The organism is Staphylococcus sp. acrmy, from assembly GCF_022690565.1.
GTDB classification, from domain to species: domain Bacteria; phylum Bacillota; class Bacilli; order Staphylococcales; family Staphylococcaceae; genus Staphylococcus; species Staphylococcus caledonicus.
The window spans coordinates 55,345-79,852 of sequence record NZ_JALCVE010000003.1; the positions used below are offsets into that span (position 1 = coordinate 55,345).

At 32.4% G+C, this 24,508-nt stretch carries 23 protein-coding genes; 1 reads left to right on the forward strand and 22 read right to left on the reverse strand.

Annotated elements, in window-relative coordinates:
* Window positions 1–99: 99 nt before the first annotated feature.
* The 22 genes from asnS to cmk form a co-directional block, all read right to left on the reverse strand.
* Window positions 100–1,392: an asparagine--tRNA ligase gene (gene asnS, locus FH144_RS03755; protein ID WP_242313767.1), complete on the reverse strand. Its 1,293-nt coding sequence runs from the start codon at window positions 1,390–1,392 to the stop codon at window positions 100–102.
* A 111-nt stretch (window positions 1,393–1,503) separates the two neighbouring features.
* Entirely contained in the window at window positions 1,504–4,206 is a 2,703-nt protein-coding gene (locus FH144_RS03760) for a helicase C-terminal domain-containing protein (protein ID WP_242313769.1), read from the reverse strand.
* A gap of 32 nt (window positions 4,207–4,238) precedes the next feature.
* A complete protein-coding gene (locus FH144_RS03765) occupies window positions 4,239–5,210 on the reverse strand; it encodes a biotin--[acetyl-CoA-carboxylase] ligase (protein ID WP_242313771.1) in 972 nt (323 codons plus the stop codon).
* Window positions 5,197–6,399 carry a CCA tRNA nucleotidyltransferase gene (locus FH144_RS03770; RefSeq protein ID WP_242313773.1) on the reverse strand — a complete coding sequence of 401 codons (1,203 nt, stop codon included), beginning with the start codon at window positions 6,397–6,399 and terminating at the stop codon, window positions 5,197–5,199. Before FH144_RS03770 ends, FH144_RS03765 begins: the two co-directional genes overlap by 14 nt.
* A gap of 1 nt (window position 6,400) precedes the next feature.
* Window positions 6,401–7,531, reverse strand: a complete 1,131-nt coding sequence (bshA, locus tag FH144_RS03775; RefSeq protein ID WP_242313775.1) for an N-acetyl-alpha-D-glucosaminyl L-malate synthase BshA — start codon at window positions 7,529–7,531, stop codon at window positions 6,401–6,403.
* Between the two features lie 31 nt (window positions 7,532–7,562).
* Window positions 7,563–7,880, reverse strand: coding sequence for a nucleotide pyrophosphohydrolase (locus FH144_RS03780; RefSeq protein WP_107508475.1), 318 nt, complete (start codon window positions 7,878–7,880; stop codon window positions 7,563–7,565).
* A gap of 186 nt (window positions 7,881–8,066) precedes the next feature.
* Window positions 8,067–8,765 (reverse strand): zinc metallopeptidase, encoded by a 699-nt coding sequence (locus FH144_RS03785; RefSeq protein WP_107506150.1) that lies wholly within the window; start codon window positions 8,763–8,765, stop codon window positions 8,067–8,069.
* A gap of 44 nt (window positions 8,766–8,809) precedes the next feature.
* Window positions 8,810–9,409, reverse strand: a complete 600-nt coding sequence (locus FH144_RS03790; RefSeq protein WP_242313777.1) for a DUF1405 domain-containing protein — start codon at window positions 9,407–9,409, stop codon at window positions 8,810–8,812.
* A gap of 31 nt (window positions 9,410–9,440) precedes the next feature.
* Window positions 9,441–9,977 (reverse strand): YpiB family protein, encoded by a 537-nt coding sequence (locus tag FH144_RS03795; RefSeq protein ID WP_242313779.1) that lies wholly within the window; start codon window positions 9,975–9,977, stop codon window positions 9,441–9,443.
* Between the two features lie 13 nt (window positions 9,978–9,990).
* Window positions 9,991–11,235 (reverse strand): tetratricopeptide repeat protein, encoded by a 1,245-nt coding sequence (locus FH144_RS03800; RefSeq protein WP_242313781.1) that lies wholly within the window; start codon window positions 11,233–11,235, stop codon window positions 9,991–9,993.
* Window positions 11,236–11,241: 6 nt separating this feature from the next.
* Window positions 11,242–12,540, reverse strand: a complete 1,299-nt coding sequence (gene aroA / locus FH144_RS03805) for a 3-phosphoshikimate 1-carboxyvinyltransferase (protein WP_242313783.1) — start codon at window positions 12,538–12,540, stop codon at window positions 11,242–11,244.
* A 12-nt stretch (window positions 12,541–12,552) separates the two neighbouring features.
* Window positions 12,553–13,617 (reverse strand): 3-dehydroquinate synthase, encoded by a 1,065-nt coding sequence (gene aroB, locus FH144_RS03810; protein ID WP_242313785.1) that lies wholly within the window; start codon window positions 13,615–13,617, stop codon window positions 12,553–12,555.
* A 33-nt stretch (window positions 13,618–13,650) separates the two neighbouring features.
* Window positions 13,651–14,817, reverse strand: a complete 1,167-nt coding sequence (gene aroC / locus FH144_RS03815) for a chorismate synthase (RefSeq protein WP_103165827.1) — start codon at window positions 14,815–14,817, stop codon at window positions 13,651–13,653.
* A gap of 220 nt (window positions 14,818–15,037) precedes the next feature.
* The gene (gene ndk, locus FH144_RS03820) at window positions 15,038–15,487 is read right to left on the reverse strand and encodes a nucleoside-diphosphate kinase (RefSeq protein ID WP_107508482.1); all 450 of its coding nucleotides are present in this window, start codon (window positions 15,485–15,487) and stop codon (window positions 15,038–15,040) included.
* Between the two features lie 134 nt (window positions 15,488–15,621).
* Window positions 15,622–16,578: a polyprenyl synthetase family protein gene (locus FH144_RS03825; protein ID WP_107508483.1), complete on the reverse strand. Its 957-nt coding sequence runs from the start codon at window positions 16,576–16,578 to the stop codon at window positions 15,622–15,624.
* Between the two features lie 12 nt (window positions 16,579–16,590).
* Window positions 16,591–17,310: a demethylmenaquinone methyltransferase gene (locus FH144_RS03830; protein WP_242313787.1), complete on the reverse strand. Its 720-nt coding sequence runs from the start codon at window positions 17,308–17,310 to the stop codon at window positions 16,591–16,593.
* Entirely contained in the window at window positions 17,303–17,890 is a 588-nt protein-coding gene (locus FH144_RS03835; RefSeq protein WP_242313789.1) for a heptaprenyl pyrophosphate synthase subunit A, read from the reverse strand. Before FH144_RS03835 ends, FH144_RS03830 begins: the two co-directional genes overlap by 8 nt.
* Before the next feature lie 214 nt (window positions 17,891–18,104).
* Complete coding sequence (locus tag FH144_RS03840) at window positions 18,105–18,377, reverse strand: HU family DNA-binding protein (RefSeq protein WP_002449794.1); 273 nt, start codon at window positions 18,375–18,377, stop codon at window positions 18,105–18,107.
* A gap of 168 nt (window positions 18,378–18,545) precedes the next feature.
* On the reverse strand, window positions 18,546–19,544 hold the full coding sequence (locus FH144_RS03845) for an NAD(P)H-dependent glycerol-3-phosphate dehydrogenase (RefSeq protein ID WP_242313791.1): 999 nt from the start codon (window positions 19,542–19,544) through the stop codon (window positions 18,546–18,548).
* Between the two features lie 15 nt (window positions 19,545–19,559).
* The gene (gene der / locus FH144_RS03850; protein WP_107508357.1) at window positions 19,560–20,870 is read right to left on the reverse strand and encodes a ribosome biogenesis GTPase Der; all 1,311 of its coding nucleotides are present in this window, start codon (window positions 20,868–20,870) and stop codon (window positions 19,560–19,562) included.
* A 398-nt stretch (window positions 20,871–21,268) separates the two neighbouring features.
* A complete protein-coding gene (gene rpsA / locus FH144_RS03855) occupies window positions 21,269–22,447 on the reverse strand; it encodes a 30S ribosomal protein S1 (RefSeq protein WP_107508358.1) in 1,179 nt (392 codons plus the stop codon).
* A gap of 306 nt (window positions 22,448–22,753) precedes the next feature.
* The gene (gene cmk / locus FH144_RS03860; RefSeq protein WP_107508359.1) at window positions 22,754–23,410 is read right to left on the reverse strand and encodes a (d)CMP kinase; all 657 of its coding nucleotides are present in this window, start codon (window positions 23,408–23,410) and stop codon (window positions 22,754–22,756) included.
* Window positions 23,411–23,487: 77 nt separating this feature from the next.
* Between cmk and FH144_RS03865 the strand changes: the two genes are divergently transcribed.
* Window positions 23,488–24,462 (forward strand): asparaginase, encoded by a 975-nt coding sequence (locus FH144_RS03865; protein WP_242313794.1) that lies wholly within the window; start codon window positions 23,488–23,490, stop codon window positions 24,460–24,462.
* The last annotated feature ends 46 nt before the right edge of the window (window positions 24,463–24,508 follow it).

The following is a 24,508-nucleotide window of genomic DNA, read 5'->3' on the forward strand; positions in this document are numbered from 1 at the left end:
TTAAAAGTAATCATTAACGTTTGTTGAATGACTTACTCCTAAATGAATAAGCCTAGAACATTTCAAGATAAATGTCCCAGGCTCAATATTATATAAATCTTATGGATATAAACGATTTAATAAACGTGGGAATGGAGATGTTTCTCTTACATGGTCAACACCTGAAATCCAAGCTACAGTACGTTCTAAACCTAATCCAAATCCACTATGAGGTACACTACCGTAACGACGTAAATCTAAATAGTAATTATAGCTTTCAGGGTCTAAATGATGTTCATCAATACGTTGTTCTAGTAATTCTAAATCGTTTATACGTTCAGAACCACCGATGATTTCACCATAACCTTCTGGTGCTATTAAATCTGCACACAATACTGTATCTTCATTTTCAGGATTTGGTTGCATATAAAATGGTTTAATTTTAGTTGGATAATTTGTGATAAATACTGGTAAATCATAATGATTTGCAATAGCTGTTTCATGAGGCGCACCGAAATCTTCGCCCCATTCAATATCATCAAACCCTTCTTCTTTTAAGAATTTGACCGCATCATCATAAGAAATTCTTGGGAATGGTGTTGCTACTTTTTCTAATTTACTAGTATCTCTATCTAACGCTTTTAACTCTAATTTACAGTTTTTTAAAATTGATTGAACAACGTGTGCGACATATTGTTCTTGAACTTCTAAGCTTTCAGCGTGATTCGTAAACGCCATTTCAGGTTCAATCATCCAGAATTCAATTAAATGACGTCGTGTTTTAGATTTTTCTGCTCTAAAAGTTGGACCAAATGAGAACACACGGCCATGTGCCATAGCAGCAGCTTCCATGTATAATTGACCACTTTGTGATAAGAATGCATTTTCATCAAAATATTTTGTATGGAAAAGCTCACTTGTACCCTCTGGTGCACTTGCAGTTAAGATCGGAGGATCTATTTTTGTAAATCCATTGTCATTAAAGAATTCATATGTTGCTCTAATGATTTCATTTCTAATTTTCATAACTGCATGTTGTTTCTTAGAACGTAACCATAAATGACGGTGGTCCATTAAGAATTCAGTACCATGATTTTTTGGAGTAATCGGGTAATCGTGTGCTTCATGGATAACCTCTATAGATTTAACTTGCATTTCATAACCTAAATCTGAACGATTATCTTCTGTAATAACCCCACTCACGTATAATGAAGATTCTTGAGTAATCTCTTTAGCTAATTGGAAAGTTTCTTCATCAACTTCAGACTTAACTACTACTCCTTGCATGAAACCATTGCCATCACGTAATTGTAAGAAGGCAATTTTACCACTAGAACGTTTATTAGTTAACCAAGCGCCAATTGTCACTTCTTGGTTAAGATATTGTTTTGCTTGTTTAATCGTTGTTTTCATAACCAATCTCCTAATTGAAATTTCTTTATATTCAATACCTATTTATTTTAACAAAATAGATAGTGAAGTTCTAGCACATGAGCGTATTGAATACGTATTATCACTCAAATGCTAGCCGTTTTTATTGATATCTTGTTGTATTTTTTGAAGTAACTTACTAAATTGTTTAATATCGCCCTTTTTTTGGCTATAATTTTCAAGAGTTTGAGCGAAAAAGTTCTTATAATTACTATTTACAAGTCGATCATCGAAAGAGACGATTAATCCCTTATCATTTTCATTACGTATTAAGCGGCCTAAACCTTGTCTAAAACGTGTCACGGCATCAGGTAATACATAATCTTTAAATGTAGATTCAAATTCAGAATTCATTAACCAGTGTTTTGTATTGTATTTATTCATAAATGGTAATTTCGCAATCATAACACACTTAATGCCTTTAGCTTGATAATCAAAACCTTCAAAGAACGTAGAAGTACCAAGTAATATTGATTTTTCAAAGTTATTAAATTGTTGGACAATCTTATAGTTCTGATTTTGTTGTTGTGTTAAGACAACGTAATCCTCAAATGCAGGTAACTCATTTAATAATTCTTGAACCATAAGCATCATACGATAACTTGTGAAAAGTACTAAGCACTTAGATTCAGTTATAGTGATATATTCTTGAAGATAGTCTACTATAGACGCAACGTAATCATCGATATTCTTAAAGTTATATGATGCCACATCACTTGGTATATAAACATTCGTATTGTTGTGTTTGGAAAGTGGTGACTGAACTTGGTACGTGTTAAAGTGAATATCTTCGTTAAACCAATTTTTAAAGGCATCGAAAGAACGATTGAAAGTTAAAGTACCAGAAATAAAAGTTAAAGAATTAAACTTGTCTAAAACTCTAGTCGTTAACACATCTTTCACGTCATAATCTTTGACGATTAATCGTATTGTAGATTTCTGAGCTAGATTTTTAATAGATAGATAAGCAGTATGCTGAGCTTTTAAGCTTTGTTCAATATTTCTATAGTTATCATTGATGTATAATAACTGCTTACGTATCGTTTTTATTGTTTTGTGGTTCATACCATTGAAAAATTCTAGTGTCTTATTGATTTTATCTACGATCGCATGTAAATCGTGAAGTATTTGAGTTGTATCAAATTCGAACACATAATGATAGCGATGACTATCATCATCATGGACATCAGAATCTTTAATAATAGTATATAAATTATTGAATAGTCGTTCATTCAATTCATGAATTTCATTGATATTTGTTTTTAGACCAAATACATCTATTGGCGCTATATCTAGACGTTCTAAAATACGACGTTGTTCTAATGTATCAATAGCATGTAAAAGTCGTTCATTTTCATTTTTACCGATTAAGCCTAATTGGTATTTTAAATCTGAATAATTGAGTTCATTGGTCACTTGATTTAATGCATAGTCAGGTAAACGATGCGCTTCGTCAATAATACAATCATCAAATAATTGATAAATTGAATTTTCATAATCAGAATGTATTAAATGAGCATGATTCGTAATTCCAATTTGAATGTTATGGGCATTACGTTTTATATAATTATAGTAATGTATATCATGTCTTACAGGCACATACGTTTCAACTTTTTGGTCAAAATACATTTTTTGACCACCCTTTAGATTTAAATCTTGTATGTCGCCGGTAGTAGTCTCGGTAATCCAAATAAGTAACTGCATTTTTAAAATGTTAACCTCATAATTAGAAGTCTCATCTTTTAGTATTTGGCTAATTAAACCGAGTGATATATATTCATTTTTACTTTTAATTAAAGCAGCATTAATTTTAAAATTTAACGCTTGATTCAAACTAGGTATGTCTTTTTGTAATAATTGATTTTGCAATAATTTAGTATTTGTAGAGATCATTACATGACGCCCTGTTTCAATGTTATACATCAAAGCGGCAATTAAATAAGCAAGAGACTTTCCACTTCCTAGTGGTGCTTCAATCATAGCTTTATCATTATGCATCAATTGCTCTAAAATAATCTCAGACAAATAAAGTTGTTGAGGACGGTATGTAAGATTCAACGCCTCTGTGACACTTGAGTATAGTTGTTTTAATGAACCGTTAAACTTAGTTTGAGGGGCTTTTAAATCAACTTGTTTTTTATAAATAATTTGCTCAAATTGTCCAAACTTATCATCTAAACTAGATTGATTGTGATGTCTCACCATTTCAAACAAGATATTAAATAAATCGTACTTAAGATTCTTACTTAAATAATATAGTTGCTTCAAGGTATCCAATGGTAGTTGTTCAAACTTTTTAAAAGCATTGATCATTAAATAAGCAGTAGTTGTAGCATCTTCATCAGCCCTATGTGCATTTACTAATGGGACATTATGCGCTTCCGCTAATTCGCTAAGTTGGTAACTTTTATCTGTTGGAAATGCGATTTTAAAGAGCTCTAATGTATCAAGAACCTTTTTAGGTTGAAAAGTAATGTTATTTTGTTTAAAAGCTTTTTTTAAAAAATTCAAATCAAAATCTACATTATGTGCCACAAATATACAATCTTTAAGTTGATTATAAATTTCGTTCGCTACTTCATGAAAATAAGGCGCTTGTTCTAACATTGTTTCTTCAATTGAAGTTAGAGCTTGGATAAATGGCGGGATTTCTAAATCGGTACGAATCATTGAGTGATATGTCCCAGATATTTTATTATCTCGTACAAACGTAATACCAATTTGTATAATTTCATCGTAATCCAGTTGGTTTCCGGTCGTTTCTAAATCCACTACCGCAAAACTAGTATTTGCCATAATAAACTCTCCTTATCTTCATGTGTTTCTATTTAGATTTCGATATCGGCACTAATAAGGCGTCTTATCTGATTATTTTCATCTTTAACCATTAAGAAACCATCTTTATCAATATCAATCGCTTCACCGACGAATTGTTTTTTATTCTCAGTGAACTTCAATTTTCGCTGCCAAATATTTGAAGCTTCAATATACTCATCTCTAATTGATTCAAATGGTTGGTTTAAAAATTGATTGTAACGTTTTTCAATGGCTGAAATAAGTACTTTTAAAAAATCGTAACGGTTTATTTTTTCATCACTATGCATTCGGATGCTTGTCGCTCTATGTTGAATATCTTCTGAAAAATCTTCCGCTAAATGATTTAAGTTGATTCCAGTCCCACATATAATGGCTTCAATTGAATCATAATTTGCCACCATTTCTGTTAAAAATCCACACACTTTTTTATCATTAATATAGATATCATTAGGCCATTTAATTGCTACTTTATCTTTAGAAAATTGTTGAATCGCTTCTTTAATACCTAATGCAATGAATAGATTAAATTTTGGAATCATAGAGAACGGTATATGAGGTCTTAGTACTAATGACATCCATAGCCCTTTTCCTTTAGACGATGCCCAATTACGATTGAAGCGGCCACGTCCTTTAGTTTGTTCATCGCTTAAGATAATCATAGTATCATTATTTCCAACTAACGCTTGCTTAGCAATTGTTTGAGTAGACTCTACAGTATCATAAACGTTGATAGATGTAACAAGCTGATTATCGCTTAAAATATGTGACACAATCCCACTATACCATTGGTCAGCCAATTGATTTAATTGATGTCCCTTATGATTAATAGAATCTATTTGGCAACCGTCCGCTTTTAATTGGTCTATCACCTTTTTAACAGCAGCTCTCGAGATATGTAATTCATCTGCAATATCTTGTCCTGAAATATATTCTGATTGATGCGTATAAAGTATTTTAATAACATCTTGGCTATATTTTGACATTGTCCTTCACCCATTCCAAAATTTCTTTTTTCACATTTTGAATTTTGTTAGTTATAATAGCACACTCAATTTCGCGAAGTACTTCCTTTATCCAAGGCCCACTCTTTTTATGAAAATAATTTAATAAATCTCCACCATTTATATTCATTTCTTTACGTTCTTGTATAGGAAGTTGCTGTGCTACTTCATTAATTGATTGTGCATTAACGATAAGTGGTGAGGATATGGCTAAATTATTCAGTGTTAATAATGATTGAATTGAAAATATCTCTAAAATGTTTTGTTCGCCATAATCATACACAAAAATTCTAAAAGCGTCCTTACTATTAACGTTTGGTAGTTCTAAGATAATCTTTTTATATAACTGAATCATACTTTTTTCTTTGTTACTAAGTTTGAGTATTGCCAAAGAACGTTCAGATTGACTTTTTGCCATAAGAATTGCTAACCAAATTTCAAAAGATACAGGCACTGTGATAGTAGTTTCTGACATATCTAATTCTTTGAAAAATGGAACATAGTTAAATAAACCTAAGTTTAGAGAATTATGATAACTTTGACTCACGTTTTTACCTTTAATTAACTTTTTAAATTCAACTATAATCCGTTCAATTGAAAGATGTTCAATATCTGCAATTTGACCTTGCATTGCAGAATAAGTAGCCTCATCTAATGAAAATCCGAGTTGAGCTTGAAAACGTAAACCTCTAACAATACGCAAAGCATCTTCACTGAAACGTTCTTGAGCATTACCAACAGTACGTATGACTTGTTGATTAATATCTCTTTGACCATCAAAATAATCGTAAACGTTATAGTTTTTATCCATAGCTATTGCATTAATCGTAAAGTCCCGTCGTTGTAAATCTTCTTTCAAGTCCCGAACAAAATAAACCTCGCTTGGTCTACGATGATCTAAATATTCAGCTTCTGCTCTAAAAGTTGTCACTTCATAATTTTCTTTGTTATAGACTACATTCACTGTGCCATGTTCTTTGCCAATTGGTATTGTTTTATCAAACATCTCTTCTACTTCATCAGGTGTGGCACTGGTAGTAATATCGATATCATGAATTGCTCTATTCATTAGATAATCTCTAACAGAACCGCCTACAAAATAAGCCTCAAACTCATTGTTTTCTATTGTTTCTAAAATGGGCTGTGCTTTTTCAAATAATTCTATTCCCATATTATTCCTCATCTTGATTTAACATTTTTCTATAATAATTTTCATATTGATCAGTGATTAATTCTGAACCAAAGCGTTCTTTTACATCTTGTAACATATTTTGTTGCAGTTGTTTGTATAATGAGTCGTCAGTAAGCAATTGTATTGCGTATTTACTAGCATTTTCGCTATCACCTATATCAACGATAAAGCCCGTTTCTTCATGCTTAATAACCTCTTTAATACCACCAGCATTAGAACCTATTGGTACGACACCTGTCTTCATTGCTTCAAGCAAAGTAAGACCAAAACTTTCTTTTTCACTTAAAAGTAAAACTAAATCAGATAATTGATAAAATTTACTTACTTGGTCTTGTTTACCTAAAAATAGCACGCTATCTTCGATATTTAAATCTCTAGCCATTTTACGCATATCAAGCAATTCTGGTCCGTCACCTAATAGCAAGAATTTACTTGGTATGTGTTTATGTACTTTTGCGAAAGTTTCTAAAATAGTATCTATACGTTTTACTCTTCTGAAATTAGATACATGGATAAGTACTTTCTCATCTGGTTGAATTCCATAGACTTCTTTAAGTTTTGTTTCACGACGTGTAGGAAATTCATTTTCACGTACAAAATTATAAATAGGAACAATCTCTTTATCAGTCTCAATAATTGATTTTGTTTGTTCGGCGAGTGAACGACTCACGCTTGTGACTATGTCGCTTTTTTCAATACCAAACTTAATTGCTCCTTTTAAAGAATGATCATATCCAAGCACTGTAATGTCAGTACCATGTAAAGTCGTCATTATTTTAATATCTTTACCGGACATTTGACGTGCCAAAATACCACATATCGCATGTGGAACAGCATAATGCATATGCAATATATCTAAATCGTATTCTTTAATAACTTCTGATATTTTTGTGCTTAACGTTATATCATATGGAGGGTATTGAAACACTGCGTATTGATTCACTTCTACTTGGTGAAACGTAATATTCGGCAGTGGTTTCCGAATTCTAAATGGAATATTTGAAGTGATGAAATGGACGTCATGACCTCTTTCTGCCATTTTAATACCTAATTCTGTGGCAATAATGCCTGAGCCGCCCATTGAGGGATAGCACGTTATACCAATTTTCATGATAGCGCCCTCCTTCTATTTCTTTATTATCTTATTTACGCTCGAAGCGATCTTTATCACGAGTATTGAATTTATGCATGGTATCATTGAAACTTTCGGTCATATCTATTCCTAATGAGTTAGCTATGCAAAGTAAAACGAATAGATTATCACCTAGTTCAGCCTTAATCGTATTATCAGCTTCAGAATCTTTCTTTTTCTTCTCACCATGATAATGATTAATTTCTCTTGCTAATTCGCCGACCTCTTCTGTTAAGCGTGCGAGATTGGCTAATGGAGAAAAATAACCTGCTTTAAATTGGCCTATATATTCGTCGACTTCATTTTGCATATCTTGCATTGATTTCATATCTATACTCCTTTATAAACATTTCTTAATTAGTATATATCATATTAATCAATCATGCATTTCATGAATTCGTAAAGTACAGATAAATTCCCCTTTTACTAGTGATTGATTAAATTAAGTGTAACTATACAAAAACTGGTAACCATTTCAAAATGGTTACCAGCATAATATAAATTCAATCGCTTATTAATTATCGCTCGCTCTAGCCATTAGAATAATTCTAACTAGCTCAGCAACAGCTGTTGCAGTTGCAGCAACATAAGTCATTGCAGCGGCAGATAATACTTTTTTCGCATGTTTATATTCTTTTTCATTCACTATATCTAGTGCGGTAATTTGTTTCATTGCTCTTGAACTTGCGTCAAATTCAACAGGTAATGTCACGATAGAGAATAAAACCGCTAGTGACATTAAACCAGCACCAATCCATAAAGCTGTAGAGCCGAATGCGCTACCCATTGCAGTAAGGATAATTCCTAACATAACAATCATGTAACTTAATGAGCTCCCTACATTAGCTAATGGTACTAATGCTGTTCTAAAACGTAAGAACGCATAACCTTGTTGGTGTTGAATAGCATGTCCAACTTCGTGTGCTGCAATAGCTGTACCAGCTACTGAAGGTCTATCGAAGTTTGCAGGAGATAAACAAACAACTTTTTTATTAGGATCATAGTGGTCAGTTAAAAAGCCTTGGCCTTTAACTACATCTACGTCGTAAATACCGTTAGCATGTAAAATTTCTTCCGCTACCTCACGGCCAGTTTTACCACTTGTAGATCTAACTTGAGAATATTTTTCATAATTTGATTTAACTTTATGTTGTGCCCACATTGGAATGAGCATAATAATGACAATATATATGATATAAGACACTATAGACAATAATTCCACTCTCCTTTAATAATATTTTACTGACTATCGTCTTTTTAATCAAATAATTTAACCGTTAAGAGACGGTTAAGAGAATAATACATAATTAAAGCAAACACACTTAACCAGAATGCAATATAACCGATTATATCGCTATGTTCAGCGATAAAGCCGTAGTATGAGAACTTTCCTAGAACATAATCAATAAAGTCATTGTGAAAAACCCAAATCATTGCAACTAAAAATCCGATATATGTGACTTTAAAACGTGGATAAAAATAAATAGCTTCTAACGCCATTATGCCATGACTCATAATTAAAAAGACATTCATTATTGTAATATCGTGATACATATTAATCATGATGATATTCATAATAACGGCCCATAATCCATATTTTAATAATGAAACAAATGCTAAGGCATCTATTATAGAATTACTTCTGTTTAAAAGTATAGTTATTATTGCTATACATAAAAATAGTGAAGCAATAGGACTATCGGGTATGAATGGTAAAAAATACCATTTTGTTTGTAATAGCTGATCACCATACCATATAAACCCATATATTGTACCTAAAATGTTACATACTAGTAGGATAATTAAACTCAACCTATGATACAAAGTTAGTTCCCACATTTGTTTAAAAGTTAGCATAAACGTTAGTTCCTTCGTGGTTAAATAATTTTTAGTGTGTATTAAGCAGATTTAAAATTTGAGATAATTGATAAAATTGATGACAGTCATTCATCTGTAAACTTAAATCTATACTTTGCTGTAATTGTTCAATAAGTAAGTGCTTTTTATTAGGTTCTAATGATAGATGATGAATATTATCAAGATACGCATCAAACTGAGAAGAATACATAAGTTGATTAATAATGACTTCGTTAAGTCGTCTATCAGTCGAGTGATATTTATCAAAATGAAACAATATATCGAATGGTCTACGTTGCGATATAACATAACTAAAAATTTCATTCGTATTGATAAGTGACTGATTATCACGTGAAAGTTTAATAGCAGACATTTGAGAGTCTTTTAAACTTATTTCAAGTGTTTCATGGTTAGGTACTTTATGATTTACGAAATGAACATTATTTAACATCTCAGGAGAAGCTTTCAAGTAATTTAATATCCATACACTTATACGCGATTTAAAATGATAATGAAACAAAGCATATTCTATATAGCTTTGTTTCATTTTGAAAAGTGTTTGATTCAAGACATTCACCTACTTAGTAATCCAAACGGCTTGCTTCTTCATGCCATGTTTCATTGCTTGGATCAAGCTCTAACAATTCATTAAGAATTAATTTAGCTTGGTCTTTTTGACCTATTTCAGTTAAGTAGAAGTAATAATCACTTAGGAATGCACTTTGAGATTTCATTGTAGGATAAGCAAGCGTGAAGAAGTGTTGTGCTTCAGTATCTCGCTCTTCTTGACCATAAGCATGTGCTAAGTGCCACATAAATACAGGGTCTAAATCTTCTTCGTCAACGTAAGAAAGTAATCCAATAATAGCCTCGTAATCTTCTTCATTACGGAATAAATCACTTAAGATTAATAACGGTTCATGATAACCATTATCTACTTCAAGTGCTTGTTTTAATAATTCAACACCTTCATTAGCATCGCCATGTTCTATTTCAAGACTACCAGTCGAAACCATTAATTCTTTGTAGAATTGGTTTAAACGTAACCCCTCTTTACCAGTCTCAATAGCATCAGGATAGTTCTTTTCATTTTCGTATAATGATTGTAAATAAAAGTAGCCTTGAATGAAATCAGGGTCTTTAGACAATAGATTAGTCATAATCTTAATTGCTTCTTGCGTAATTTCATTCTTTTCATAGGCAATTGCTTTTTTGAAGAAATCTTCAGATGTCATTTCGTCTTCATTAATTTCATCGTATAAATGAATGGCATCACTATAATTTCCGCTTTGTAGTGCACAATCAGCCATACGTGCAAATAGGTTGACCCCATTCACTTCGTACTCACCAGTATCTAAGACAACTTCATATTCGTGTGTAGCGCGTAAATATTGACCATCGAAATATAATAACTCAGCTAATGCAAAATGAATGATTGGATCATTAGGTTCTAATTCACGTGCTTCAGTGAGTTTATCTATAGCTACTTCAGTCATATTAATTTGTTGATATAAGTCAGCTTCTAGCATTAGCTTTTCAGTTGAAAGCGTAACTTGACTTAGGTATTCTAGCGCTTCATCAGTTTGATTTTCAGCCATTAAGCCCTCAATAAAGTAAATCAATAGTTCACTCTCATCAGGATATTTGTGATAAAGCGTTCTAAATACTTCTAGTCCTTGAGGTGTCAAACCAAAGTTATATAAGGTCTCCCCTAGAATAAATAAAGCATCATCATTGTTAGAATTCAATGCCTCATTTACACGTGAGTCTAGATTGTCTATTTTTTGAAGATTAATATCATCTATTAATTTATAGATATCTTCCATAATGTATTATCCCTCATTTTCTAAAAGCTTTAATTTGGGCAAGAAACCTGGAAACGATACATTGACTGCATCAAATTGACGTATAGTAAGAGGCTCGTTGCTTAAAAGTGAAGCGATAGCCAACATCATGCCAATACGATGATCCGTCATACTGCTCACTGTAGCGGAGCGAGTAAATGTAGATGGATGAATAATTAATCCATCGGCAGTAGGTTGCAATTCAAAGCCTAATAAGCCAAGCATATCTGCAGTTGTATCGATACGATTTGTTTCTTTAACCTTCAATTCTTCTGCATCTTTAATGATACTAGTACCTGACGCTTGAGTACATAATAATGCAACAATTGGTAATTCATCAATTGCTTTAGGTACTAATTCACCTTCGATATGAATAGGTTTCAAATTCGGTGTATAGCGTATGCGAATAGATGCAGTAGGTTCCGAAGTTTTAGTAATATTGAATAAGTCAATATTACCACCCATTTGTTGGACGATTTCTATAATACCTGAACGTGTCGGGTTGATGCCAACATTATGAATTGTAATATCACTTCCAGGCGTAATAAGCGCTGCAACGATAAAGAATGCTGCCGAAGAAATATCTCCAGGTACGTGAAAGTCTTTGGCTTGAATATTCTCAATTGCGTTTGCAGATGTAGTAATAATATTCTGTTCAACTTGTAATGGAATATTATAATGTTCAAACATCGTTTCGGTGTGATTACGCGTAATGTCAATTTCAGTTATTTTAGATGATTCTTTTGAAAATAAATTAGAAAATAAAATAGCACTTTTTACTTGTGCACTCGCTACTTCCATTTGGTAATTAATACCTTTAATAGAAGCGGGTTTAATGATTAAAGGTGTGTAATTATTATCAATACCGTTAATATGCGCCCCCATTAGTGTTAAAGCCTTAATAACACGATCCATTGGTCGTTTACCTATAGATGCATCTCCAGATAACACACACTCAATACCTAAACCACTCAATAAACCAGCTAATAAGCGAGTTGTAGTACCTGAATTACCTGTGTAAAGCGTTTGATGTGGCGTTTCAAAATTTTGATATCCTGGAGAATGAATAATAATTTTTTCATCTTCAATCCGAATATCTACACCTAGTAATTTGAAAATATCAATTGTACGTTGACAATCTTCCCCTAGTAAAGGCTTATAGATAGTAGATGTACCTGTAGCTAAGGAGGATAACATAATTGCTCTATGTGTCATAGATTTATCGCCAGGTACTTCTATTTCGCCTACTAAAGGGCCATGTATATCAATTATTTGTTCGTTTGTCATTATCCTCTTCACCTACTTTAATAATGATTGCAATTCGTTAAACGCTGTAATTAATACATTTTTTTCAACATGACGAACATGAGGCTTACCTAACGCTTCAAGCAATACCATTTGGATGCCTTGTTCATCATTCTTTTTATCTAATAACATATAGTGATACATTTCCTCAAAGTCTAATGTTTCCACTATTGAAGTTGGATAATGAAGTTCTTTAATATAATTTGCAAAATGATGCGTATCGAATTGAGCGCCCATTACTTCATTAGAAATAATAAATTGATAAATTATACCAATCATGATGGCGTGGCCATGAGGGATTTTATATTTATATTCTATCGCATGGCCCAATGTATGCCCTAAATTTAAGTATTTACGCATATTATGTTCTTTTTCATCTTTAACAATAATATTTAGCTTAGTTTTAATCCCTTTAAAGATAAATTGATCCATCTCTTCTAATGATTGTAATTTTTCTTTTGTTGAAAAGTGCTTTTCAATGTCATCTACTGCAACTTGTCCGGTTAAAAGTGCGTGTTTATATATTTCAGCATAACCACTTAATACTTCTTCGTAAGGCAAAGTTTGTAAAAAATCTAAATCATAAATGACTGCTTTAGGTCTATAAAATGCACCAATAAGATTTTTACCATGAGATGAATTAATACCGACCTTACCCCCAACACTAGAATCATGAGCTAATATTGTAGTTGGAACCTGAATAAAATCAACGCCTCTTAATAGAGTTGCCGCTAAAAAGCCAGTTAAGTCGCCAGTTGTTCCACCACCTATGGCTAATAAGCAAGTGTTACGCGTAACGTTATAACTTAATAGTTGTTCTAATGTTTGTTGATAATGTTCGAAAGTTTTCATTTTTTCGCCAGTTGGCATAACTAACTTATAAACGTTAGGACTTTTAAGTAAAGGTTCAAATTGTTGTTTAAAGTTAAAATCAACATATTCATCTATGATTAAAAATGCTTTATCATATTCCTGAATGTAATCAAACAAATAAGAAATTGCATGATGCTCTACGATAATCGGATAATTATTACTATGATACGTTGTTTGTAATTGCATGTAAAAAACCTCGTTTCTTACTGTTATTATTAATTAAAATTCAATATTTAACTTTCTGCGTTCTTTAATTTGTTCTTTTAATTGATCGATATGATTTGATTGGAATTCTTCTAATAATGCTTTTGCCACTTCAAAAGCGACCACGTGTTCACATACCACACTTGCTGCAGGGACTGCACAACTGTCTGAACGTTCAATCGTAGCTTTAAAGTCTTCTTTCGTATTAATATCTACGGAATTTAATGGTTTATATAATGTTGGTATAGGTTTCATCACACCGTTTACGATAATTGGCATACCATTCGTCATGCCACCTTCAAATCCGCCTAAATGATTAGATCCTCTATAGAATCCTCTCTCTGAATTATATAATATTTCGTCTTGAATTTGGCTACCAGGCTTTTCAGCTGCTTTAAAACCTTCTCCAAAACTTACGCCTTTAAATGCATTAATACTTACCACGCCCTGAGCAATTCGGCCGTCTAATTTACGATCGTATTGAACATAGCTACCGATTCCAATAGGCATGTTTTCTACCATAACTTGAACGACGCCACCAATTGAATCGCCCTCTTTTTTAGCTTCGTCAATTTTATCTCTCATTTGTTGCGCAATAGTATCATCAATCACGCGAACATCATTTTTATCAATATTTTGTTTGAATGTTTCAGTGTCGTATAATCCTTCATCCTTAACGCCACCAATTTCTACTACACGACTATACATTTGAATGTCTAGTTGTTGTAATAAAATCTTTGAAACAGCTCCCACTGCTACACGTGCTGCGGTTTCTCTAGCAGAAGAACGTTCTAATACATTTCTTAAATCACGATGATTATATTTCATGCCACCGATTAAATCAGCATGACCAGGACGAGGTTTTGTAATGGTACGTTTCATGTTTTCACGTTCTTCATCAGTAATAGGCTCAACACCCATGATTTTTCTCCAATGAGTAAAATCATCATTCGTAACAACAATTGTAATCGGGCTTCCTAACGTGTAACCATTTCTAACACCAGAAACAATTTCTACAGCGTCTTTTTCGATTTGCATTCTACGCCCTCTACCGTAGCCACCTTGACGCTTAAACATTTCCTTATTAATATCTTCAGCTTTAATTTTTAAATTGGCAGGTACACCTTCAATAATGACTGTTAATTGAGGTCCGTGTGATTCTCCTGATGTTAAATATCTCATGAGCACAAGCTCCTTTCTCTTTACTACGTTAAATTATGATATGTGTTATCATATCATATTCAGTGTATTTACATAACGGTTGGAAAACGCTTAAATTAAAATTATTTGAAAATTCAAACAAATATCCGAGTATCTCTTCTTGAAATTAAGAAATTAAAAAGCAGGACCTCATTCATATGAATAGATTGTCCTGCTTTATTATTAGTCTATTGTTAATTGATTATTCGTATAACCATGTGTCTCTTGGTGATTCATAATTGCTTAATTCATCTTCTTTAAACCATAAATTAATTTCGCGTTCGGCAGATTCAACTGAGTCAGAACCATGAATGACGTTTCTACCTACTGTTAATCCTAAATCTCCTCTTATTGAACCAGGAGTTGCTTCTGAAGGATTTGTTTTACCTATAATATGTCTTGAAACGTCTACAGCATCTTCACCTTCAACGACCATTGCAAATACTGGCGCTGAGGTAATGAATGAAATAAGTTTACCGTAGAAAGGTCTTTCAACATGTTCCGCGTAGTGCTCTTCTGCTAACGATTGTGGCACTGTCATTAATTTAGCTCCCACAAGTTTTAATCCTTTACGTTCAATTCTAGAAATAATTTCCCCAATTAAATTACGTTGTACAGCATCTGGTTTAATCATTAAAAATGTTCTCTCCATCACACTTCATCCCCTTGTTTGTTTATCTTTCGTTATTCAGTGTTGTTAAATATGTATTTAACTATCAATAAAAATAAAACCTGTTACTAGTTTATAGTAACAGGTTGGTAAAGCGCTTTCAATACAGTTTTATTCTAAACGTTTCGGGAACCCATTTTCTTTATCAATTTTACAAAAAGATTTTGAGCATTAGGTTCTTCGAGTTGATCGATTAATTTTAAAGCTTTAGCAAGATAGCGATCGCTAATTCTTTTAGATGTCTTTATACTATCTGAATTTTTTACTCTTTCAATAATAGGCTCAAATACTTCAGTACTTGTATTATGGTTAAGTGATGCAATCTGTTGCTTAAATGAGTTATCACTTCTCATTTCGAGTAGTACTGGTAAAGTAATATGGCCATTCATTAAATCACTACCCACAGGCTTTCCAAGTTTCTTTTCAGAACTAGTGAAATCTAAAATATCATCGACAATTTGGAAACTCATACCTATATAATGGCCAATCATTTTTAATTTTCGAACGGTCTCATCATCAGCTTCAGAAGTAATTGCGCCAACTTCAGTTGCTAATTGGATAAGTAATGCAGTTTTACGATTAATACGACGTAAATAATTAGTTATAGTTTGTTCACTATTGAATTGATCTTGAAATTGGAATAGCTCGCCTCTACAAACATCTACTATTGAATTAGAAATAATATGGTGAATGCGATTATCCTGTATTTCGGATAGATGATGTAAGCCTAAAGCAAGTAAAAAGTTTCCAGTTAAAATAGCCGTTGTAACATCCCATTTTTTTACTATAGTTAAACGGCCTCTACGCTTATCGCTTTTATCAATGACATCATCATGAACAAGTGTAGCCATATGAATTAATTCTAAAGCTACAGCTACACGGTAAGTATCTTCAGTATTCTTTTTTGGACCGAATTGACTACTTAATATAACAAACGCTGGTCTAACGCGTTTCCCTCCTGATGATAGTAAATGAAATGTAGCTTCTTGTAACACCGGATCATTACTTTTAATAGCTTCTTGGAGGCGTTTTTCTACATTTTTAATTTCACTATTCATGTTTAACTTTGCCACATTAATCACCTTTTATTTAGAAGAACTTTTTTGTTTATAGCCTAGGTGCATTGCAGCAACGCCACCTGTGAAGCTACGGATTTTAATATTATTAAATCCAGCTTGTTCAAACATACGTTTTAACTTTTCTTTATTAGGAAAATTAAACGTCGATTGTTGTAACCATTCATACTCTTCTTTAGATTTGGCAAATAATTTACCAAATACAGGCATAACAAATTTAAAGTATAGTTTATAGACTTGTTTAAAGACGGGCATAGTAGGTTGACTTGTTTCTAAACATACTACCATACCACCAGGTTTTAGCACACGATTCATTTCTTTTAGGGCAGCTAAATAATCAGGGACGTTACGAAGCCCAAAACCAATAGTGACATAATCGAATGAATTATCTTCAAATGGTAAGCTCATTGCATCGCCATGGACTAAATGGATATTATCCATAGTTTTAGTTTTTTCTTTACCAACTTCAAGCATATTTTCACTAAAATCTAATCCTGTAACTTCGCCATGTGGCCCTACTGCTTTACTAAGAGCAATTGTCCAATCGGCAGTACCACAACATACATCTAGAGCTTTGCTCCCTGCTTTAACGTTCATTGTTTTCATGACATGTTTACGCCAAACCTTATGTTGTTCGAAACTAATAATATTGTTTAAACGATCGTATTTTTTTGAAATATTTTGAAAGACTGTATGAACTTGTTCTTTTTTTGCATTATTTTCAGCCATTTTTATTACCTCTACTTTTTTCTATATAGCTTTGATTAATATCTTTAATAAATTGATGAACTTCATTTTCATTATACATTTTCAAATAAGATGGATAATATGTATTGACATCTTTGAAAAGGTATTTATATATATCAACTTCCGATAAGTTTTTGTCACCAAAATGGGACAATGTTATATATGGGAAAATTGTTTCTATTTCAATAATGGTTTCATAAATATCATTTAATTCTAGAGATTGGTAATGTAAAGATGATTTTAACTCATTAGACTTAACGATAGCCTTACTCATAGCCAATTGAAATTTAGGTTCATTAATTTCAGCTAATAAAGTATAAAAATGGGCACTTAATAAATCTCCAATCAATATTGATTTCTTTGATAATTTATTATATGAAATCTTGTCAAGATGCTTCATTGAAGTATCGATAGTGAGGCAAGCAAGTTTAGCATTTTCAGGGATATCAAATCTATCCAGTAAATCGCTTAAATTACTATTGATATCAATTGATTCATAATTATTGAAACCCTTAAGCCTTTGATCAATTTGTCTCTTTAATATGCTTAATGTTCTTTCCATGTTCACACCTCACGTTATTATCACTATACATCTTAACATTATATACATAAAAATAAAATATAGTGATTTAGTGTGAATCAAACTTTATTTTATAATTAAGAGAAATTAAGTTTATTTGAAGAAAATAATTAAACTAACACATATATAATAACTTAATCGTTTTAAATTTTATGTATAAAAATAAAAAAGCCCTTATGTAGGGCTTTTAAGTAAATTATTTAACAGCATCTTTTAATGCTTTACCAGCTTTAAATGCTGGAACTTTACTTGCAGGGATTTCGATTTCTTTACCTGTTTGAGGGTTACGTCCTTTACGTGCAGCACGTTCACGTACCTCAAAGTTTCCGAAACCAATTAATTGAACTTTTTCACCTTTTGAAAGTGAGTTTTGAATTGATTCGAAAACAGCATCTACAGCAGAACCAGCTTCTTTTTTAGTTAAGTCAGCTTGTTCAGCAACTGCATTAATTAAGTCAGTTTTATTCATTACGAGTTCACCTCCAGATGAATGATAATGATATCTTTATATCATTATGCTATGACTTTAACACAATGATTAACGTCACCGCAATGATTTATACGCTTAAAACACTGAAATATCAGTATTTATACATAAAACTTTTAAAAAATAGCTATTAAAGTGTAATATAACACATTATTCTGCTTTCTTGTCGCGTCCCATTAAATCTCTTACGCTATCTTTCACAGGTTTATCTTCAAATAAAACTTTATATAATGCATTAGTAATTGGCATATCTACATGTTGTTCTTTAGCTAAATGATAAACAGAATTAGTTGTGTTGATTCCTTCAACGACCATATCCATTTCATTTAAAGCTTCTTCAGTAGTTTGACCTTTACCTAATTTATAACCTAAAGTGTAGTTTCTAGAATGTGTTGATGTACATGTTACTATTAAATCGCCGATACCTCCGAGACCTAAAAACGTCATAGGGTCGGCGCCTAATTTTTCACCTAATCTACTTATTTCAGCTAAACCTCTTGTCATTAATGCAGCTTTTGCATTATCTCCATAACCGATTCCGGCAACGATACCACTAGCAACGGCAATAATATTTTTTAAAGCGCCACCTAATTCAACACCTACTAAATCATTATTTGTATATACACGTAAATAATCATTCATAAATAAATCTTGAATTAATTGGCTAATATGTTCATCTTTTGAGGATGCCGCAACTGTAGTAGGCTGTTTAATCACTACTTCTTCGGCATGACTTGGCCCAGATAATACACCTATACCACCGTTATGAGCTTCAGAAATTGAGTCTTCAATCATTTCTGACACACGTTTAAAGGTTTTATTTTCAATACCTTTAGCTACATGGATAAATGTTTTTTTAGAATCAATAAGTGAGTCAATTTGTTCAGTAACCTCTCTGATCGCTTTCGTCGGTAATGCCATTAAATAAACATCAGAGAACTCTGTAGCTTCCTTTAGGTTACTTGTAGCTTTAATAGTATGATTTAACTGTGCACTTTTTAAATAACGTTTATTTTGATGATGGTCGTTAAGTTCTTTTACACTGTCCTCATTTTTTCCCCCCATTAAAACAGTGTGTCCATTTTCAGCTAGCACATTTGCTAACGCAGTACCAAAACTCCCCATACCAAATATTGTAATTTTAGTCATAGTTAAGTCTCCTTTTTAGTTTCTTCTTCTTGGAATGATATGAATCGGCGTGCCTTCAAATCCAAAAGCGTGTCTAATTTGATTTTCAAGATAGCGTTTGTAAGAGAAGTGCATTAATTCAACATCATTTACGAATACAACAAATGTAGGAGGTTCTATTGCTACTTGTGTAGTGTAGAAAACATTTAAACGACGTCCTTTATCTGTTGGAGTAGGATTCATAGAAATCGCATCAGTTACCACTTCGTTTAATGTAGAACTTTTTACGCGTTTTTTGTGATTTTGACTCGCTTCGTTTATATAAGGGAATAGCGTACGAAGACGTGTTCTTGTTTTGGCTGAAACAAACGCAATTTGCGCATAATCTAAAAATTGGAATTGATTTCGTACGTCGTCTGCAAATTTTTTCATTGTATTACTATCTTTATCTACTGTATCCCATTTATTCACTACAATAACAATTGCTTTACCTTCTTCATGTGCATAACCAGCCACACGTTTATCTTGTTCTATAATACCTTCTTCGGCATCAATGACAATTAATACTACGTTAGATCGTTCAATTGCTTTTAATGCACGTAGTACTGAATACTTTTCGGTCGATTCATATACTTTACCTTTTTTCCGCATTCCAGCAGTATCGATTAATACATAATCTTGTCCGTCATAACTATATTCAGTATCGACAGCATCTCTAGTAGTTCCGGCAACGTTAGATACGATGACACGTTCTTCACCTAAGATGGCGTTAACTAAACTTGATTTCCCTACATTTGGTCGTCCAATTATAGATAATTGTATCGTATTTTCATCATATGGGTCTTCAGTTTCTTCTTTAAAATGTTGAACAACTGCGTCTAATAAATCTCCTAGCCCTAGACCATGTGAACCAGATATAGGATATGGATCGCCAAATCCAAGTGAGTAAAAATCAAATATATCACTCTTCATTTCAGGGTTATCGACTTTGTTAACAGCTAAGACAACAGGTTTTTTAGATTTATATAACATTTGAGCAACTATTTCATCGCTTTGTGTTAAACCTTCACGTACATTAACCATGAAGATAATAACGTCTGCTTCATCGATGGCAATTTCTGCTTGTGCTCTAATTTGTGTTTGAAAAGGAGCATCTCCAATTTCTATACCACCAGTATCAATAATGTTGAATTCATGTGTTAACCATTCGCCTGATGAATATATACGGTCACGTGTTACACCAGGAGTATCTTCAACGATTGATACACGTTCACCTACTACTCTATTAAATATTGTAGATTTCCCTACGTTCGGTCTGCCTACAATAGCTACAATAGGTTTAGTCATAAGTTAACTTCCTCTCTTTCTAAAATCTCTATAATTTTATCATATGCGTTTATGTTTTAAAACTAAGTATATAAGTATGACTTGAGCATTACCAATTGAATACAATATGTATAAAGAAAATAAGAGCAGGATAGAAATCAAATTTAACTAGTATGATTTCACACTCCCGCTCGGTTTGATTAACTAGAAAAGATTAAGACATTAGTAATTTATGCTCTGGGAAACCGTTAAATGATGTCTCTAAAGCAAGATTCTCGACAGATATCGTTATGATTCTACTCAAATTCTAAACATTCTTGTTTTAATCTTCTCTAATCAATATGAACCAAATAAATGAGCCTAGAACATTTCACTATAAATGCCCTAGGCTCTAATCTTAAAAGTTATATTGCAATTAATTAAAATTTTAAGTTTTTAAATTTATCGCCAAATACGTCTCCTAAAGTAGGATTATCTTCGTTAGAATCATTATTTAGATAAGAACGAGTTGTCGCATCTGTACTTTCAATTAGGTCACCTTTAGGTAACGTAGCTTTAATAGATAATGAAATACGTTCATTTTCTTCATCAATTCCTAAAATTTTAACATTAACTTGTTGGCCTGGTTCTAATTTTTCGCCAGGAGTACCAATGTGTTCATGCGCAATTTCAGAAATATGAACTAAACCTTGAACACCAGGTGCGATTTCCACGAAAGCACCAAAGTTAGCTAAACGCATAACTTTACCTTCAATAACATCGTCTTCATGGAAACGACCTTTAATGCTTTCAAACGGTGTAGGAAGCGTATCTTTAATAGATAGTGAAATACGTTCTGCATCTTTTTCAACTGATTTGATTTTTACATCTACTTCTTGACCTACAGAAACTACGTTTTCTGGAGAGTCAACATGTTCGTGAGAAAGTTCAGACACGTGTACTAAACCATCAACGCCTCCGATATCAACGAAAGCACCAAAGTTTGTTAAGCGTGCTACTTTACCTTTAATTACATCACCAACGTTAAGTGATTCTAATAATGATGATTTCTTAACATCATTTTCAGCTTGTTCTACAGCTTTACGGCTTAAAATGACTCTGTTATTTTCTGGATCTAATTCTTCAACTTTAATACGAATTGTTTGTCCATCGAATACAGAGAAATCTTCAATGAAATCAGTTGAAATTAGTGAAGCTGGTACGAAGCCACGTTGGCCAACGTCTACAACTAAGCCACCTTTAACAACTTCAGTAACTTTAGCTTCAATTACTTCTCCATTATCAAGTTTTTCTTGTAAATATTCATATGATTTTTCAGTCTCAAGTTGACGTTTAGATAAAATGTAAGCACCTGAGTCATTTTCTTCATCGATTTCGATTTTAGTCACATATGCTTCAATTTCGTCGCCTTCTTTTACAACTTCACTAGGATTTTCGATGTGATGAGTTGAAAGTTGGCTAATAGGAATTATCCCATTGAATTTACCACCATTAATGTGAACTACGACTTGTTTATCTTCAACTTGTTGAACTTCGCCAGTGACTTTGTCACCTTCTTTAATGTCGTTAATCATTGATTCATTGAATTCTTCAGTCATCTTGTTTGCCTCCTTATACACTACATAATAATAACATCTTATAAACTGACAGAATTGTCAAGACATTCCCCTTTAGCTTCATAAGTTTTGATGAAAGCTATCAATCGCTTTGTTTATTTAATATTGAGTAATTAATACTGCAATTTATAATTTCAATTTATATTGTAACTCGGGAATGCATATAAGATTTAGAAGTGACTATTTGTTTCTAACATCAATTATATCGAACAAAAATAGCTATTTAAAACAATTCGCACTTTAAATAAAATAAAACGCAAAATATTCTAAATAGCTTTAATGTAATTTCTAAAGATTTTTGACTAACGCCATAATTTCTTCTGTAACTTCTTCAATTGTTTTACTTGTTGTATCAATTGTTATAGCGTCTTCAGCTTTTCTTAAAGGAGAAATTTCTCGATTCATATCGTATTGATCACGATCTTCAATTTCTTTTTTTAATTGTGACAGTGTTGAAGGTATACCTCTTTTTTCGTTTTCCTTTTGGCGTCGTTCAGCTCTTTCTTCTACTGAAGCAATCATATAGATTTTTAAATCAGCATCAGGAAGTACTACCGTCCCTATGTCTCTGCCATCCATAACAATACCTTTTTTAGCGGCTAAGTCTTTTTGTTTTTCTACTGCAAATGTACGTACTGGTGCTTTTGAAGCTACATAAGAAACATTTTGAGTGACATCATTTTCACGTAAAAAATCAGTTACATCTTCGTTGTCTAAGATGATACGTTGACCTTTTGAACTATCATAAGTTAATTCTAAAGTAGTTTGGTCAACAAGTTCTTGAAAATCTTCTGGACGGTTTTGTTGTAAATATTTATATGTTAATGCTCGATACATGGCCCCGGTATCTACATAAATCATTGATAGTTTACTAGCTACTTGTCGTGCTATAGTACTTTTTCCTGCAGCTGCAGGTCCGTCCAAAGCTATATTAATTGAGTCCATAAAATTTATATCCTTCCTTGTTGTTTTATTTGTATTATTTTATCATAAATATGTAATTTAAAAATAGGAGGAATTTAATGAAGCGTCTTCTCGTTATACATACTGGTGGAACGATTAGTATGTCTCAAAATCAATTTAATCAAGTGGTAACAAATGAAGTTAATCCTATTTCTTTACATAAAGATGTTATTAGACAATATGCAGAAGTAGATGAAATTCACCCTTTTAATGTTCCTTCTCCTCATATTACGCTAAAACATGTTATTGAACTTAGGGACATTATTATGCAGTCGATTAGTACCGAAGAATACTCTGGTTTTGTGATTACACATGGTACAGATACTTTAGAAGAGACTGCTTACTTATTAGATTTATTATTAGATATTGAAGCGCCAGTAGTCATTACTGGAGCTATGCGTTCCTCTAATGAAATTGGGTCAGATGGTCTTTATAATTTTATTTCTGCCGTACGTGTAGCTTCAGCAGATCAAGCACGCAACAATGGAGTAATGGTTGTATTTAATGATGAAATACATACTGCAAGAAATGTAACTAAAACACACACTTCTAATATCAATACTTTTCAAAGTCCTAATCAAGGTCCTTTAGGTATTCTTACTAAAGATAAAGTGCAATTTTATAATCAACCCTATCACCAAAAATCATTTTCCAAAATAAGTAATGAGTTGTACGTGCCATTACTTAAAGCATATGTAGGCATGCAAAGCGATGTTTTATATTTTTATGCTGAACAAGAAGTAGACGGTATAGTGATAGAGGCGCTAGGACAAGGTAATTTGCCACCTAGTTGCTTAGATGGGATTGAGGCATGTTTAAATAAAGATATACCTATTGTGCTTGTCTCAAGGTCGTTTAATGGTATCGTTAGTCCAGTTTATGCGTATGAAGGCGGCGGCTACACGCTAGCAGAAAAAGGATTGATTTTTTCTAATGGTTTAAATGGTCCTAAAGCGCGTTTGAAATTATTAGTAGCTCTAAGTAACCATTTAGATACAGGTATATTAAAACAATATTTTGAAGAACAATTTTAAAAAATAAAGCGAGAACAATTGAGATTTAGATACCGTTTGTCGGTTT